General features: G+C 69.0%; 11 protein-coding genes. 5 read left to right on the top strand and 6 right to left on the bottom strand.

Annotated features, from left to right (window positions below; translation table 11 throughout):
* Nucleotides 1-125 precede the first annotated feature (125 nt).
* On the top strand, nt 126-1,139 hold the full coding sequence (locus F3087_RS13510) for a 4-hydroxy-3-methylbut-2-enyl diphosphate reductase (protein WP_150402258.1): 1,014 nt from the start codon (nt 126-128) through the stop codon (nt 1,137-1,139).
* A gap of 1,034 nt (nt 1,140-2,173) precedes the next feature.
* Here the strand turns inward: F3087_RS13510 and F3087_RS13520 are convergent.
* Entirely contained in the window at nt 2,174-3,049 is an 876-nt protein-coding gene (locus F3087_RS13520) for a DUF6542 domain-containing protein (protein ID WP_191093946.1), read from the bottom strand.
* Nucleotides 3,050-3,107: 58 nt separating this feature from the next.
* Complete coding sequence (locus tag F3087_RS13525) at nt 3,108-4,265, bottom strand: DNA recombination protein RmuC (protein WP_150402259.1); 1,158 nt, start codon at nt 4,263-4,265, stop codon at nt 3,108-3,110.
* 405 nt (nt 4,266-4,670) lie between these two features.
* Here F3087_RS13525 and F3087_RS13530 point away from each other — a divergent pair, with 405 nt between their 5' ends.
* From F3087_RS13530 to F3087_RS13545, 4 genes are all read left to right on the top strand, one after another.
* Nucleotides 4,671-5,846 carry an exonuclease SbcCD subunit D gene (locus F3087_RS13530; protein ID WP_150402260.1) on the top strand — a complete coding sequence of 392 codons (1,176 nt, stop codon included), beginning with the start codon at nt 4,671-4,673 and terminating at the stop codon, nt 5,844-5,846.
* A gap of 67 nt (nt 5,847-5,913) precedes the next feature.
* Nucleotides 5,914-9,483 (top strand): AAA family ATPase, encoded by a 3,570-nt coding sequence (locus tag F3087_RS13535; RefSeq protein ID WP_150402261.1) that lies wholly within the window; start codon nt 5,914-5,916, stop codon nt 9,481-9,483.
* 43 nt (nt 9,484-9,526) lie between these two features.
* A complete protein-coding gene (locus F3087_RS13540) occupies nt 9,527-9,973 on the top strand; it encodes a MerR family transcriptional regulator (protein ID WP_150402262.1) in 447 nt (148 codons plus the stop codon).
* 51 nt (nt 9,974-10,024) lie between these two features.
* A complete protein-coding gene (locus tag F3087_RS13545; RefSeq protein ID WP_150402263.1) occupies nt 10,025-11,221 on the top strand; it encodes an MFS transporter in 1,197 nt (398 codons plus the stop codon).
* Nucleotides 11,222-11,266: 45 nt separating this feature from the next.
* On the opposite strand, the gene F3087_RS13550 is transcribed toward F3087_RS13545, so the two are convergent.
* The 4 genes from F3087_RS13550 to F3087_RS13565 all read right to left on the bottom strand — a co-directional run bounded on the left by F3087_RS13550 (nt 11,267) and on the right by F3087_RS13565 (nt 16,118).
* Nucleotides 11,267-11,809, bottom strand: a complete 543-nt coding sequence (locus F3087_RS13550; RefSeq protein WP_150402264.1) for a methylated-DNA--[protein]-cysteine S-methyltransferase — start codon at nt 11,807-11,809, stop codon at nt 11,267-11,269.
* On the bottom strand, nt 11,806-13,425 hold the full coding sequence (locus tag F3087_RS13555; RefSeq protein WP_396897547.1) for a DNA-3-methyladenine glycosylase 2 family protein: 1,620 nt from the start codon (nt 13,423-13,425) through the stop codon (nt 11,806-11,808). The genes F3087_RS13550 and F3087_RS13555 overlap by 4 nt, the downstream gene beginning before the upstream one ends.
* A gap of 147 nt (nt 13,426-13,572) precedes the next feature.
* A complete protein-coding gene (locus tag F3087_RS46540) occupies nt 13,573-13,776 on the bottom strand; it encodes a YbdD/YjiX family protein (RefSeq protein WP_223885122.1) in 204 nt (67 codons plus the stop codon).
* A 47-nt stretch (nt 13,777-13,823) separates the two neighbouring features.
* Nucleotides 13,824-16,118, bottom strand: coding sequence for a carbon starvation CstA family protein (locus F3087_RS13565; RefSeq protein ID WP_150402267.1), 2,295 nt, complete (start codon nt 16,116-16,118; stop codon nt 13,824-13,826).
* Nucleotides 16,119-16,284 lie beyond the last annotated feature (166 nt).

Here is a 16,284-nt window from a genome sequence, read left to right on the forward strand (position 1 = left end):
GGCTCACGGGAGTGATTCTGGCGCATGCGCGGGCGTGCACAGAGTACGCCTCGCCGCCGCGCGACGAGTTCGCCGGCGCAACGCCCGGACGGCACGGAGCCGGTGCACGCACGTAAGCTGTCGGCATGTCCACGGCCATACCCTTGAACGTCGGAATCGCCCGCTCAGCGGGTGCCGGAACCGCCGATACCCTCGGCGGCAAGCGGGTGCTGCTCGCGGAGCCGCGTGGGTATTGCGCCGGCGTGGACCGGGCGGTGGAAACCGTGGAGAAGACGCTGGAGAAGCACGGCGCGCCGATCTACGTCCGCAAGGAGATCGTGCACAACCGCCACGTCGTGGAAACCCTGCGTGAGCAGGGCGTCATCTTCGTCGACGAGACCGACGAGGTGCCCGAGGGCTCGGTCGTCGTGTTCTCCGCGCACGGCGTCTCACCGGCCGTGCATACCTCCGCCGCGGCGCGCAACCTGCACACCATCGACGCGACCTGCCCGCTGGTCACGAAGGTGCACCAGGAGGCCAAGCGCTTCGCCCGCGACGACTACGACATCCTGCTGATCGGCCACGAGGGGCACGAAGAGGTCGAGGGCACGGCGGGCGAGGCGCCCGACCACGTGCAGCTCGTCGACGGCCCGGCCTCGGTGGACAAGGTCACCGTTCGCGACGAGTCGAAAGTGATTTGGCTCTCACAAACCACGCTCAGCGTCGACGAGACGATGGAGACGGTGCAGCGGCTGCGCGAGCGCTTCCCCAACCTGCAAGACCCGCCGAGTGACGACATCTGCTACGCCACCCAGAACCGTCAGGTCGCGGTCAAGGCGATGGCGCCCGAATGCGATCTGGTGATCGTCGTCGGCTCGCGCAACTCCTCGAACTCGGTCCGCCTGGTCGAGGTCGCCCTCAACGCCGGCGCCAAGGCCTCCTACCTGGTCGACTACGCCCGCGAGGTGGACCCCGCCTGGCTCACCGGCGTCCGCACGGTCGGCATCACCTCCGGCGCCTCGGTCCCCGAGATCCTGGTCCGCGGCGTCCTGGACATGCTCGAAGAGCACGGCTACGCCGACGTCCAGCCGGTCACCACCGCCAACGAAACCCTGGTCTTCGCCCTGCCCCGCGAACTGCGCACCACCCGCGCGCGCTGAACCGGCGCGGCCCAGCCGCACCCCCGCGCACCCTTCACACCCCCGCGCACGAATCAGCAAGCAATTCCGCGCGCGTCGAGACAACCCGTGCGCGGCGAGCGATCTCTGGTGGTCGTGGGATTGGGGTCGCTTCGCAGGTCTTTTCGACCACCTGACCGCCACTGACCGGCTCTTGTCGTGTCGGAAGTGTTTGTGACGCAACCACAGCCAGATGACCAGGCTGGAACTCGACGCTGCGTGAGTGACGGCGGAGGTAAGCCGGGTACGGCAGGCGGCGTGCCCAGCATTACTCACGGGAAAGCGTGGACAGGTCTTCAGCTTCACTGGCGAGTGCACAGGGGAAGGGCTGGGAAGTAGTCACCGGACAGGTGCGTTTCCCTCAGGGTTTCGGGGTGTCCTGGTTTCGGTGTGCGCACTCGAAGACGTCCCGGTGCGGGCGGTCCGCGGTGTTTGTGGCCTGGCTGAGGGGATGCCCGGGTAGTGCTGGGCGCGTGAGGTGGGGTCCCCGGCCTGCTCTCCCGCGGCTTGGGTGGGCGAGGCGAGTGTTGTCGACGGGGGGACTGGCTGTGGTGCTGTTCTCGAGATGGCCTGAATCGAGTCGAGTCAAAAGGTGGCTCGCGAAGATCAGCTAGCGACCATATGACTCGCCTCGATTGCTGCTGAACCTTTACCTGCCTCGATTGCGGCTCAGGACTGCTCCCATCGGTTTCCGACGCCGCGTGCGCGGCCGCCCTCACCGCCGCGGCCCATCACTGGGGTCGGTGTGGTGGCTGGCCGTTGTGGTCGATGTCGTGGCCTACCGCTGCAGCCGATGCGGCGGTCTAATGCTGCGACTCGAGGCCGCGACCTAACGCCGCGGACTGCGGCAGCTCGATGAGCGGGTGATGCGGTTCGTCAACGCTGTCGGCATGGGCTAGGAACGCTGTCATGCCTCGCACTCGTGCCGCAGTTGCCGATGCTCGCCGACGCGTTGAAACCGTCGATCGAGCACTGGCGGACGATGCCGTTCGCCAGCGGTCTGCGCGACTGACGACCTACAGGTTTTCCGGCCGGCGGCGGTCGGTGCGGCTCGAATCGCGTTCGCGGTAGCGGACATTGGGCTGGGGGTGCGGGGGCGGCAGGTCGCCGCGGCGGCGTGGGGGAGCACCACGGGGCGGTTCGTTTTCGGCGCGCGGCGCGGCCGCGGCGGGGCGGGCGCCGGTGCGCGGGCCCGGGCGGCCTTCGCGCGGGCGGGCCGGGGTGGCCACGCGCGGCGGGGCGTCGGCGACCGGGGTGGCGGCGCGGCGAGACAGGCGCGGGGTGTCTTCGATGTCGTCGAGATCGTCCGGGTCGGGCTTGGGGCGGCGGGTGCGGCGCTTGGCCGAGTCGGCGAGCCCGGCGGCGCCAGACGCCCGGCCGGTGCGCGGGCGCTTGGCCGCGGTCCGGCCCCAGCTCTCGCCGCGCTTGGCCTCGGTGCCCCGATCGGCCGGCTCGCCGCGGCGCTGCATCAGGATGCGCGCCCCGCCGATCAGCAGCACCAGCGCGGTGGCGAGGAACATGGTGGGGAACCGCTCGACCAGCGGCACCGCCAGCTTCAGCAGGACCTCGGTGATCGAGGTCATGGCCACGGCGGTAAGCACCTTGTAGGCCAGCGGCACCGCGATGAACAGCAGCAGCGGTGGCAGCACCATGGTGGTGAACAGCCCGCGATAGCGGACCGTCAGTACGGCTGCGACACAACCGACGACGTATAGCGCGGCGAAGGTACCGGTCAGATCGGTACTGTCGCCGTTCGCATCGATCAAGAAACCCAGAAACGTGCAGGCAACCGCGATCAGGACTGCCGCGCCCACCGGGATTCCCGGGACCGTCGGCAGTATCGAGCGTTGCGGCGCGGGCACCCGGGTTCGCACACGTTGGGAAGCAGCCACATTATGAACACTAACCTTCGCCGCCTCGGACGGCGTTATGGCACGGCGGTTGTCCCGGCTAATCGTCGGCGTCGGCGAAGCCCACCGCGCGTGGCCACGAATCAACCCGCTGGATGGCCGGCACCTCCTGTTCTGCTATTTCCAGGTCGTGCAGTTTGCGCGCGGTGACCATGACCCGCGATTCCACCGACGCGACGGTGTAGTTGAACGCGTCGACCGCCTTGCCGAGTTGCGCGCCGAGCCGGTCCAGATGCCTGCCGGTCATGCCGAGTCGCGCGTACAACTCCTTACCCAATTGCTGCACGGTCGCCATATCCCGGGACAGCGCCTCCTGCCGCCAGCCGAACGCGACCGTGCGCAGCAACGCGATCAGTGTGGTCGGCGTCGCGAGGATCACGTTCCGGCCGAACGCGTATTCCAGCAGCCCCGAGTCCGTGGTCAGCGCCGCGTCCAGGAATGGATCGCCGGGCACGAACAGCACCACGAATTCCGGCGCGGGATCGAACGCGGCCCAGTACGCCTTGTCCGCCAGTTGGTCGATGTGCCCGCGCAGATGTTTCGCGTGCCTGGTCAGGTGCTCGGCGCGCATGTCCGGATCGTCGACCATGCTGGCGTCCAGATAGGCACTGAACGGCACCTTGGCGTCGACCACGATGTGCCTGCCGCCGGACAGGTTCACCACCAGGTCGGGACGGACATTGCCGGTCCGGTCGCCATCGCCGTCCCCGCGGGCCGCGCGAGTCACCTGAGTATCGAAGTCGACATGCCTGGTCATTCCGGCCAGCTCGACCACCCGCTCCAACTGGATCTCGCCCCACCGCCCGCGCACCTGCGGCGCGCGCAACGCCGCGACCAGCTGACTCGTCTGGCTGGTGAGCTGTAGCGAGGTGCGCTGCATCCCCGCGACCTGCTCGCGCAGGCTCGAATACGCGTTGATCCGATGATGTTCGACCTGCTGGATGTGCTGGTTCAGCGCGCCGACCGCATCGCGCAGCGGGTCGACCATCGCGCCGATCGCGTGCGAATGCCTGCGCGCCGCATCCTCGTTCGCCGCGGTGAGCGACTGCCGCAACAGGTGCTCGTTGTCCGTGGCCGCCGCGAGTCTCGCCTCCGCCTGTGCCGCCCGCTGCCCCGCGCGCGCGGCATGGCCGAGCCAGCCGAGCCCTACCCCGGCGGCGAACACCAGCATCAGTGCGACGAGCATCGGTGCGGTCATAGCGCCGATAGTGCCGCACACCACCGACAAGAACGCGCCGGTCGGCAATTACGCAGCGCCGTGTCGGCAAACACAACGGTCAAGCCATACATACGCGGCGGCGCGGCGCGGTCGGTCATGACGTGGCAACCGAATTCGTGACGCGCGTCGCTCAGCAGTCATGGATCAGGCCGCGCGCGATCCACCTCGTGGGATGGCTCGGCGTCGAAAACCGCACTCGCGGTTGGGCTGTGCGGCAGAAGATCGAACGAACACACGGGGGCCACACCGTGCGCGCACCCGCCGCGAAATAGCCATCGGAGTGCCGGACGAATCACCGCTGACACGCCGCACGAGCGGGCGGCTATCCGACACGAGGGGTTCGGCAATTGAATTGTGTCGGTGCGGTGGCCTACGGTTTCGCGGATGCGGATGCTGCACACCTCGGACTGGCACATCGGGCGCACGTTCCACGGGGTCGATCTGCTTGCCGACCAGGCGCGTTCACTGACCGCGATCGCGGAGCTGGTGGCTGCGGAGTCGGTCGACGTGGTGGTGCTGCCCGGCGACGTGTACGACCGGTCCATCCCGAGCGCGGACGCGATCGCGGTGTGCAACCGCGGTTTCGAGGCCATCCGCGCGGCCGGCGCCCGCATCGTCGCCACCTCGGGCAACCACGATTCGCCCGCGCGCCTCGGCGCCGGCGCGAGCTTCGCGGCGGCGGGCGGGCTGTATCTGCGCACCACCGTCGCCGAGGCCGACCGGCCGGTTCTGCTCGACGACGAGCACGGCCCCGTCGCCTTCTACGGCATCCCGTACCTGGAACCCGACATCACCCGCGCGGAACTCGGTGTGCCGCAGGCCCGTTCGCACGCCGACATCCTGGACGCGGCGATGGCGCGGATCCGCGCCGACATCGCGCAGCGCGACAAGATCCGCACCGTGGTGCTCGCGCACGCCTTCGTCGTCGGCGGTGAGGCGACCGGTTCGGAACGCTCGATCTCGGTCGGCGGCGTGGAGACCGTGCCGATGTCGGCCTTCGACGGCATCGACTACGTCGCCCTCGGCCACCTGCATTCCCCGCAGACGCTGTCGGAATCCGTGCGCTATTGCGGTTCCCCGCTGCCGTATTCGTTCGCGGAGAGCTCGCACCGTAAAGCGGTGTGGCTCATCGAACTCGACGCCACCGGACTGCATTCGGTCGAGCGCCGCGACCTACCTGTGGTCCGTGGGCTGACCAAGCTCACCGGGACCCTCGACGACCTGCTCAACGACGCGGGCCACGCGCCTGCCGAGGAGCACTACGTCTCTGCCGTGCTCACCGACTCGACCCGTCCCGTCGACGCCATGCGCAAGCTGCGCGAACGGTTCCCGCACGCGGTGCACGTCGAGTGGGTGCGCCCGGAGGGCAACCCGGAGCTGCGCTACCGTGAACGGGTGCACGGCCGCCGCGACACCGAAGTAGCGCAGAGCTTCCTCACCGACGTCCGCGGGGAGCCCAGCAAGGGCGAAATGGCCTGGCTGGAGCGCGCACTCGCCGCCGCCGTCGCGGAACCGGACCACGTGCTGACCGCCGACTCGGCCGCGGAACTCTCGGCGTGAGCGCGCGGCCCGCCGCTCGCCCCGTGCTGCCGAGCAGCCTGCGCATCGCCCGCGGTGGTGCGGCTGCATGAGGCTGCACCGGCTGGAGATGACCGCGTTCGGCCCGTTCGCCGAGACCACGGTCGTCGACTTCGACGCGCTCGGCGCCGACGGGCTGTTCCTGCTGCACGGTCAGACCGGCGCGGGCAAAACCACCGTGCTCGACGCGATCGCGTTCGCCCTCTATGGCCGGGTTCCCGGCGCGCGCGGCGAAAGCAAGCGCCTGCACTCCGATCACGCGGCGGAACAGACTCCGCCACAGGTGACCCTGGAGGCCACCCTCGGCGGACGGCGGGTGCGGCTGACCCGCATCCCCGAATTCGAACGCCCGAAGCTACGCGGTACCGGCATGCGCACCGACCCCGCCAAGGCGACGCTGGCCTGGCTGGACGGGCGCGGTGAAAACCTGTCCCGCATACCCGATATCGGCGACGAGATCATCCGATTGCTCGGCATGAGCGCCGACCAGTTCTTCCAGGTGGTGCTGCTGCCGCAGGGCGACTTCGCCCGATTCCTGCGGGCGGACAACGAAGATCGGGAGAAGCTGCTCGAAAAGCTCTTCGACACCGAACGATTCGGCAGCGCCGAACAGTGGCTCGCGGATAAGCGCCGCGCCTCCACCGCCGACCTCGACTCCCGCAAGCAGGGCATCGACCGGCTGATCGCGCAGGTCGGCGTCGCCGCAGGCACGGGCGCGGCCGAGACCCTCGGCCCGCTGGAAGCGGTCAGCTGGTCGCAGGAACTACTCGCCACCGCGCGCACCGATCTGACCACCGCGGCAACGGAAGCCGAACGCCGCCAACAAGAATCGGGACGGGTACGCGCGCTCGCCGAGGAACAACGCCGCCTGCACGAACTCCGCCGCCGAATGGCAACCGCCCGCAAGCAACTCGACGACTACACCGCAACCACAGATCACCGCACCGCACTGCACGACGAACTAGAACTGGCCCGCCGCGCCGAACCGGTCGCCGCCGCCATCGATGAAGCCCGCGAGGCCGTCATGCAGATGCGCCGCCGCGATGCCGAAACACTCAGCGCCAGCCACACATTGGCCGCCCGCCTGCTCGAGCCCGCCGGCGCCGACCTCAACGGCGTCGAGCTGGTCCAACTCGAGCACGAGTACGAAGATGCCGCCCCCGAGCCGAGCGACGAAGCCGAGGACCCCTCCGACACCGAACGACAAGATACCCAGCGCCTCCGTGCGAATCACCCTGGTACCGGGTCGAATCGAGCGGTGGCGGCCAGCGAGGACGACACTGAGCGCCCGGTACCCGTGGATCACGTCGGCGCCGAGTCGAATCGCACAGGTAAGGCCGGCGGGATCGATGCCGGGCGGCGATCTGTCCGACCGCTACGTGGGGATCGTCGTGGTGCCGAGGCGAATCGGTCGGGGGCGCGGTCTGCGGAACCGGCGACTATCCGGGACGACGCCGATATCGATGCGGCGATTCGGCGGTGGAGTGCGCAGATCGGTGGGCTGGACGAGGTGCGGGCCGATGCGACGGCGGCTACTCGGCTCAACCGGGAGCTGGCGGGGCTGCGCGACGAAGATGCGGCTCTCAACACCCAGGTGACCAAGCTGACCCGGCTGCGTGAACAACTGCCGGGCTCGCTGGCCACCCTCGAAGTCCGCCTGCGCGAGGCGACCAACGCGGCCGCCACGCTGCCGACCCTGACGGCCGAATGCGAGCGTCTCCAGACTGCCGCCGCCGCTGCGGTCGAACTCGCTTCCCGCAAAACGGGTTTGGATCATGCCCGGGTCGAGTTCGAGTCGGCGCGCGCCGCGCACAACGACGCCAAGGAGCGCGTCCTCGATCTGCGCGAGCGCAGGCTGGCGGGCATGGCCGCCGAATTGGCCGCCGAGCTCGCCGACGGCCAGCCGTGCACGGTGTGCGGCTCGGCCGACCACCCCGCGCCCGCCCGTCCGGCCGCCACCGCCGTGTCCAAGGACGCCGAAGAGTCCGCGATGACGGCCGAACGCGCCGCCGAGGATGCGCGTGACCGCGTGCAGGCCCGAATCACCACACTGGAGCGCGAGATCGAAGCGCTCATTGCCCGCGGCGGCGACGCCGACCGGGTCGAACTGGCCGCCGCCCTGCGCGCCGCCACCGACCGCTACGAAGACACCGCCGAACTCGCCGCCCTCACCGACGGCCTGACCGCCGAACTCACCCGCCTGCGCACCGACGAGTCCCGCCTGCACGACGAACTCCGCGAATCCGATTCGCGCCGAAGCACAGTCGCCGCCAACGTAGCCACCGCCACCACCCGCCTCGCCGAACTCAACGACCGCCTCCGCGCCGCAGCGGGCAACGACGAGACCATCGAACGCCGCTACGCCCGCCTCACCGCCCTCGTAGCCGACGCCACCACCCTGCGCGAAGCCCGCGCCGACGCCGCGGCCGCCCGCGAACAGGTAGCCGTCATCGCCGACCGCGTCGAAAACCTCGCCCGCGCCGCAGGTTTCATCCCCGAAGGCGAATTCGGCCGGCAGCGAACCGAGACAGCGACGACCGGTGCACAGGTGTCGCACAATGCCGCAGGTGCCGCAAACGCCGAATCGAGCGATCCGGCCTCGGCGCACGCAGACGGCGCAGCCACAGCGACCGCCGACAATGCGGCTACAGCGACTGCCGACCATTCAGCCTCGGCGCACGCCGACGACTCGGCGACGGAACGTGCATCACGCGCAGCCATGGTCGAGACAGCCCAAGACGTTGTTGCTCGGCTCACCGCCTACGCGCGTGTGGTCACTGCGGCGAGCCGTACCGCACAACGCCAGGCGGAGATCGAAGCCGAACTCACCAATGCGGACCGTGCGCGTGCGCACGCGGAAGCTGTTCTCGCAGAACCGGAAATCCAAGCTGCTGCCTCGCTCGAACCCGGCGATCTGACCGAACTCGAGTCCGCAGTCGCAGCCGCACAGACGCAACTGAACACCGCCGTAGCCGCACACGCCGAGGCAACCAGGCGGGTCAGCCTCCTGGAAGACCTCGGCGGCCAACTCTGGGCAGCAGTCGATCGAATTGCCCCGCTGCAACGCACCCACGATGAACTGGCCGGCCTCGCCGAGGTTGTCGCGGGCCGCGGCGAGAACAACCGCCGGATGTCGCTGCGCTCCTACGTCCTCGCCGCCCGACTGGAAGAGGTCGCTCAGGCGGGTTCGTTGCGCCTGCGCCGAATGTCCGGCGGCCGTTACGAATTCGTCCATTCCGACAAGGCGGGCCCGCGCGGGCGCCGCGGCGGTCTCGGCTTGGACATCCGCGACGACTACACCGGCGCCGTCCGCCCCGCCAAAACCCTCTCCGGCGGCGAAACCTTCATGGCCTCACTGTCATTGGCCCTCGGCCTCGCCGACACCGTAGCGGCCGAATCCGGCGGCCTGGTGCTGGACACCCTCTTCATCGACGAGGGCTTCGGCGGCCTCGACGCCGACACCCTCGACGCGGTGATGGGCGTGCTCGACGAACTGCGCGCGGGCGGCCGGGTGGTCGGCGTCGTCAGCCACGTCGACGAAATGCGCCAGCGCATCCCCAGCCGCCTGCACGTCCGCCGCGGCCGCACCGGCTCGCACCTCGAGGCCACCGTCGCCTGACCGGCCGGTTGAACTCGACGCCGTACCGGGGTCGAATGAGGAAGTGACGGAGAACGCGGCGCAGGAGTTGGTGGCCATCGGCGAGGTCGGTCGGCGGTTCAAGTTGTCCGTCTCCACCCTGCGCTATTGGGAAGAACGGGGCCTGATCACCGCCTCTGCCCGGCGCGCGGGAGTGCGCCAGTTCGACGCCGATCAGCTGCACCGGATCGGCCTGATCCAGCTGTGGCAGGAGTTGGGGTTGCTCAGCCTGGACGAGATCGCGGCCATGCTGTCCGGCGACGCGCACGGCTGGCGCGAGGTGGTGCGCGACCGCATCGACGCCATCGAGGCGCAGCGGCGACGACTGGCCGAGGGGCAGGCGCAGCTCGAACACATGCTGGTGTGCCCGAACTCCCATCCGGCGGGGCGGTGCGATTTCATGCGCGAGGTGATCGCGCAGCGGATGGCAGGCAATCCCATCACTCCGCGGGATCTGGAGTTCCCCGCTTAGCGGCCGGATGACGCTTGCGCTCAAGTCGACTCGAGCCGCAACAGTGATGGCATGAGCCGAGTTCTGGATCCGCCGCAGGTCACCCGGGCGGCGTCGATGCCGCTGCTGGTCACCGCGTTTGTTCTGGTCAGTGTCAATCTCCGCATCCCGTTCGCCGGTCCGGGGCCGCTGCTGCCCGCGCTGGACCTGAGTCGTTCCGCGGCAACGCTTTTGACCGCACTGCCCGCTTTGTGCATGGGCCTCTTCGCCTCGGTCGGGGTCTTGGCGCGCGGGCGGCTCGGCGAGGAGCGCGCGTTGTTCTCGGCGACGGCCGTGCTGGTGGCCGGCCTCGCGATTCGCTCGATCGGCACCGTGGGGCTGTTCGCCGGCACCGTGGTGGCGGCCGCGGGCATCGCCGTGCTGAACGTGATCACGCCGGTGCTGGTGAAGAAGCGGTTCCCGGCCCCGCGAATCGGCGCCATGCTGGGCGTATACGGACTGATGATCAGCGTCGGAGCCGCGATCGTCGCCGCACTGACGGTGCCGGTCTACAGAGCGACAGGCTCCACGGCGCTGGCGCTCGGCATCGCGCTCGTCCCCGCCCTGCTCGCGCTCGTCGCGTTGATCCCACAGCTCGAGCAACAGCCCGTGCCCAGTGCGGTCTCGAACTCCTGGTCATGGCTCCTGCGAAACCGGTTGGCGTGGAGCGTAACCGGCTACTTCGGCCTGCAGTCGCTACTGCTGTACACGGTATTTGCCTGGCTGCCTTCGATTTACGTCTCGCGCGGAGTCAGCCAGACCACCGCGGGGTTCTATCTGTCGATCTGCGCGTTGATGCTGGCCGTCGGCGGGTTCTTCGGACCGACGCTGGCCGGCCGCCACAGCAACCAGCGCCTGCATTTGGCCGTCGCCGCGGCACTGTGCTTCATCGGCGTTCTCGGCATCCTGTGCGCGCCGGTCGCGACCGCCCCGCTGTGGCTGGTGCTGCTCGGCGTGGGTATCGGTGCAGGCCAAACCATTCCGAGCATGCTGTACGTGCTGCGCACCCGCGATCACCACACCGCCGCCGCATTGTCGACGAAGGCACAGACGATCGGCTATCTGATCGGCGGCGCCGGACCGTTGATCGCGACCGCGTTGTACTCGCTGTCCGGCTCGTGGACGGTGCCGCTCATCGGACTGCTGGTGCTGATGGCATTCAACGTGGCGATCGGCTGGTCTGCCGGACGTGCCCGCTATATCGAGCGCGCCACCCCAGCACTGTCCTGAACCGGCACCGTCAGCCGGCCCGACCGAGTCACGGAGCCGGAACGATCACGCCTCGTGATCGAGCAGCCAGCGCTTGACCGGCAGACCCCAGCGGAAACCGCCGAGCGCTCCGCCGATGCGGTAGATGCGGTGGCACGGAACGAACAGTGCCGCCGCATTCCGCGCGCACGCGTTGGCCGCGGCCCGGGTGGCGTCGGGACGACCGGAGATGGCGGCGTACTCGGTGTAGGTGATCGGCGCGCCCGCCGGCACCTTGCGCAGCACATCCCAAGCGTGCATGAGGAATTCGCCGGATTGCTGGCGAACCGGAACGGCATCGATCGCCGCGAGGTCGCCCTCGTGATAGGCGGTGATGACCCGGGTCAGCTCACCCAGCGAATCCCGTTGCCGCAGTTCGGCCGGACGCAAGGTCGGATGGATCACGGGGGTCAGCTCGCCGACCTCGGCGGTCCACCCGGAGGCAATGACCGCACCGTCGGCATCGACTACCGCGGTGAACGGACCGATCGGCGTCTCGACCGTCGCGAAATCCGCAGTGGTGGCACCGATATGGCGCTTGGCCGAGCGAACAGCGGTGGGGGCGTTCATGCTTCGGACTTCGCTTTCGAGGAGGCGGACTTGGCCGCGGCGGACTTGGATCGGTCGGCGCGCTCGGTCAGCGCCGCTTTCCACAGGTGCATGGACAGATACGAGCGCCACGGCGCCCAGTGCGTGGTGTCGGCGAGGTCGATGCCGAGCACCGCCGCGCCCTGACGGACCACCAGGTCGGTGTTCAGCAGCACGTCCGGATCGGCGAGCAGCCGCATGGTCACGTAGTCGGCCGTCCACGGGCCGACTCCGTCCAGCGCCAGCAGGTCGCGGCGCAGATCGGCCGCCGTGCGGCCCTGATGCAACGCCAGTTCGCCGCCGGCGAGGACCTCGGCCGCGCCGATGATCGAACGGATCCGCCGGGTCGGCCCGGTGAGCACCTCGGCACCCCGTTCGGCGATCACCGCCGGCGTGGGGAACAGCAGCGGAATCGGCCCGTCGACCCGGTCGCCGAGCGCGTCCACCAGTCGCGCGGTGTGCGTCGCCGCCGCCGAGACCGAGATCTGCTGCCCGATCATGGTGCGCAGCAACAGTTCCGGCCCGTCGAGGCAGCCCGGCACTCGGATGCCGGGGGAGAACACTGGCTGTCGCCGCGCACCCGGGTCGAGCGCGGCGTCGGCATCCGGTGGTGATCCCGCGCCCGCGTCCGGCAGCCGCGTGGTGTCCGGACCGGTCAGCTCCGGCGTCGAAACCCGCTGTCCCGGAGCGACACCCAGCGCCTCGTCGATGCCGATCGGGTCGGCGTCGAGATCGAGCAGGTGCCGCAGCCGCGCCACCGTCGGCGCCAGATCGCGCATGTCGTGCAGCGCCAGCTCGGCCCGCACATGGTCGCGCTGGAAGCTGAGCCGCGTGGTCGCATGGCCGTGTGGGGTACGCAGATTCCTTGTGTAGGAGCGGTTCTCCCACAGCTCCATGCCGGGCACCACGTGCGCGGAGAGGAACCACTCCAGCCAGGCCTTGTCCAGCGGCTCGCGATAGGGCAGCCGCAGGCTGAGTACCCCGTTGACGGCGGGCACCGGACGCCCGTTCGACGTGGACTTCACCTTGTGCGCCTCGGTCCGCATGGTGGTCGGACTGACCGCGAACACCTCGCGCACCGTGTCGTTGAACTGGCGGATACTGGCGAACCCGGCCGCGAAGGCGATGTCGGACATGGGCATTGCCGTCGTCTGGATCAATAGCCGGGCGGTGTGCGCCCGGTGCGCGCGGGCCAGCGCCAGCGGTCCCGCGCCGAGTTCGGTGGTGAGCACCCGGGTCAGCTGCCGCTGTGAATAGCCGAGAGTGGCGGCCAGCGCGGGCACGCCGCCGCGTTCGATGACGCCGTCGCCGATCAGCCGCATCGCGCGCGCGGCCAGGTCGGCCCGGGTGTTCCAGAGGGGGGATCCGGGGGCCGCGTCCGGCAGGCAGCGGCGGCAGGCGCGGTAACCGGCCTGCTGCGCCGCCGCCGCGGTCGGTAAGAACGAGACGTTCGCCCGTTTCGGCGTGATTGCCGGACACGAAGGGCGGCAATAGATTCCGGTGGTCCGCACCGCGGTGAAGAACTGCCCGTCGAAGCGGGAGTCCCTGGTCGATACCGCCCGGTAGCACCGCTCGAAATCAAACGCCGTGATCGTCACGCCAACCACAATGTCAGGTAAGGGCACACTCCGCTAGCGGAAATCTGCCATCACCGCCCGGAGGTATCCGAGTATGGCCCGGTCGTAGCGCGAACCTGCAGATCAGCCCGGCGGAGCGTCGCCCTCATCGCGTCGCCCCGCCGTGCCTCAGCAGCAGCGGTTCGTCGGGTTGTTGTCCGCGTCCGCGTGCCGGGTGCGCCAGTATTCGCGTTCCGTCGGCACCGCGCAGCCGGGATGGTTGCGGGTGAGATGGTCCACGTACCGCTGATAGTCCTGGCCGCCGAGGATCGAGTTGAACCACCAACCGGCCGCGCGAACCGCTGTCGCACAAGAACTTCCAGCGGCGCGCAGGCCCCGCAGGGCAGCCGGTCGGCTGTCCTGCGGAGTCACGTGCACGGTCAATGCGTCACTTTCGACTGCGCGGCGCCCGGTGCTCGGACCTTCCCCGATTCGATCAGGGCGTTCCATTCCCGCTGCACCTCCTTCTCTTCCGCGGTCGCCAGGAAGGACTTCGGCGCGAAGATCTTCGACGGCTCGTCCGGCGACTCACTGTCGGGTCCGCCGCCCGCGCGCCAGGCGCGTACGCAGACCCATAGTCCGACGATAGCCACGATCAGCACCAGCACCGCGAAGATGATGGACAAGCTGCCCTGGATGAAGGTGTTGCGCACGACCTTGTCCATGTCGGCGGCCGTTTTCGCGGGCGCCAGGATCTTCCCCGCGTCCACCGCGGCGACATAGTTGCTGTGCTGCTTCCAGTAGCCGATGTTCGGATCGGCGGAGAAGATCTTCTGCCAGGACGCCGTCATCGTCACGGTGAGATCCCAGATCAGCGGGATCGCCGGAATCCAGGCCCACTTGATCAGGCCCTTCTTGATCACGATGGTCAGCACGACGGTGAGCGCGATCGCGGCGAGCAGCTGGTTGGAGATGCCGAACAGCGGATACAGCGTGTAGATGCCGCCGAGCGGATCGGTGACGCCCATCAGCAGCACCGAACCCCACGCGGCGACCACGATCGCCGAGCAGAGCCAGGCGCCCGGACGCCAGGACGGATCCTTGAACTTCTTGGCCGGGCCGCCGAGGTTGCCCAGCGAGTCCGACAGCATGAAGCGCGCGACCCGGGTACCGGCGTCGATCGTGGTGAGGATGAACAGTGCCTCGAACATGATCGCGAAGTGGTACCAGAACGACTTGAGCCCGGTGCCGCCGAGGAAGCGGTGCAGCACCTCGGACATGCCGACGGCCAGCGTCGGCGCGCCGCCGGTCCGCGAGACGATGCTGGTCTCGCCGACGTCCTTCGCCGCCTGGGTCAGCTCCGCGGGGGTGATCGGATTCCCGCTCAGGCCAAGGCTATTGGTGTAGGTGGCCGCCTTCTCCGCGGTGCCGCCGGTGAGGCCGGCGCTCGCGTTCATGGCGAAGTACAGGTGCTGGTCGATGATGCTCGCGGTGATGATCGCCATCACCGCGACGAACGACTCCATCAGCATGCCCGCGTAGCCGATCATCCTGGCCTGCGACTGCTTCTCCAGCAGCTTCGGCGTGGTGCCGGAGGAGACCAGCGAGTGGAATCCGGACAGCGCGCCGCAGGCGATGGTGATGAACAGGAACGGGAACAGGCTGCCGGCGAACGCCGGGCCCTTGCCGGAGCTGGCGAACTCCGAGACGGCCGGGGCCTTCAGCACCGGCATGGTGATCAGGACGCCGACCGCCAGCAGGACGATGGTGCCGATCTTCATGAAGGTGGACAGGTAGTCACGCGGCGCGAGCAGCAGCCACACCGGCAGCACCGAGGCGACGAAGCCGTAGATGATCAGGCACCAGGCGATGGTGGTGCCGGACAGGGTGAACAGGTCCTGGCCCCAGCCGGATCCGGCCACCCAGTTGCCCGAGATGATGGCGAGCAGCAGCAGCGCGAAGCCGATGATGGACACCTCGCCGACCCGGCCCGGCCGGAAGTAGCGCAGGTAGACGCCCATGAACAGGGCGATCGGGATGGTCATCGAGATGGAGAAGACGCCCCACGGGCTGCCGCCCTGCAACGTCCCGTCCTTGCCGGGGGTCGCGGCCAGCGCGTTCACCACGACGATGCCGAGCACGGCGAGCAGGATCATCATGATCACCAGCACGGCGATGATCGCGGCGACGCCGCCGACCGCACCGAGCTCGTCCCGGGCCATCTGGCCGAGGCTGCGGCCACGGCGGCGGGTCGAGGCCCATAGCACCAGGTAGTCCTGCACCGCGCCGGCGAACACGACGCCGATCACGATCCACAGCACGCCCGGCAGGTAGCCCATCTGGGCGGCGAGGACGGGGCCGACGAGCGGGCCCGCGCCGGCGATGGCGGCGAAGTGGTGCCCGAACAGCACCCGCCGGTCCATCGGCATGTAGTCCTTGCCGTTTTCCAGGATTTCGGCCGGGGTGGCCTGATCGTCGCGCGGCTTGACGATCTTGTATTCGATGAGTCTGGAATAGAACTGATAGGCCAATACATAGGTGGCCACGGCCGCGACCACGATCCAGACCGCGTTGACCGACTCGCCGCGCGAGATGGCGAGCACCGCCCAGGCGATCGCGCCGACGATCGCGATGGCGGCGAAGATGCCCTTTTTGACAGGGGTAATAGGCGAACGGTCCACGACACCCACGGGAGGGAGGTCGGGATCAGTCCGGAGGTATTCGATGGTCGCCATGCGAACTACTCTCCCGTGATCGAGCTGGACTTGCTGAAACGTTCACAACGTAGCTGAACTGAAGCGCGAATGAGCCGGACTTAGTGAAGTCTGAACATTGCGATACGGATCGCGCGCGCCGCGTCGGCTCGCACTGTGTCTTCGTACGAGCGGGGCTCGATCCGGG

It is taken from the genome of Nocardia colli (assembly GCF_008704205.1).
Lineage (GTDB): Bacteria > Actinomycetota > Actinomycetes > Mycobacteriales > Mycobacteriaceae > Nocardia > Nocardia colli.

Coding starts and splice junctions, on each gene's coding strand:
- F3087_RS13545 (WP_150402263.1), top strand. CDS start 10,025: ATGAGCCGAGTTCTGGATCCGCCGCAGGTCACCCGGGCGGCGTCGATG.
- F3087_RS13550 (WP_150402264.1), bottom strand. CDS start 11,809: ATGAACGCCCCCACCGCTGTTCGCTCGGCCAAGCGCCATATCGGTGCC.
- F3087_RS13530 (WP_150402260.1), top strand. CDS start 4,671: ATGCGGATGCTGCACACCTCGGACTGGCACATCGGGCGCACGTTCCAC.
- F3087_RS13510 (WP_150402258.1), top strand. CDS start 126: ATGTCCACGGCCATACCCTTGAACGTCGGAATCGCCCGCTCAGCGGGT.
- F3087_RS13535 (WP_150402261.1), top strand. CDS start 5,914: ATGAGGCTGCACCGGCTGGAGATGACCGCGTTCGGCCCGTTCGCCGAG.
- F3087_RS13525 (WP_150402259.1), bottom strand. CDS start 4,265: ATGACCGCACCGATGCTCGTCGCACTGATGCTGGTGTTCGCCGCCGGG.
- F3087_RS13565 (WP_150402267.1), bottom strand. CDS start 16,118: ATGGCGACCATCGAATACCTCCGGACTGATCCCGACCTCCCTCCCGTG.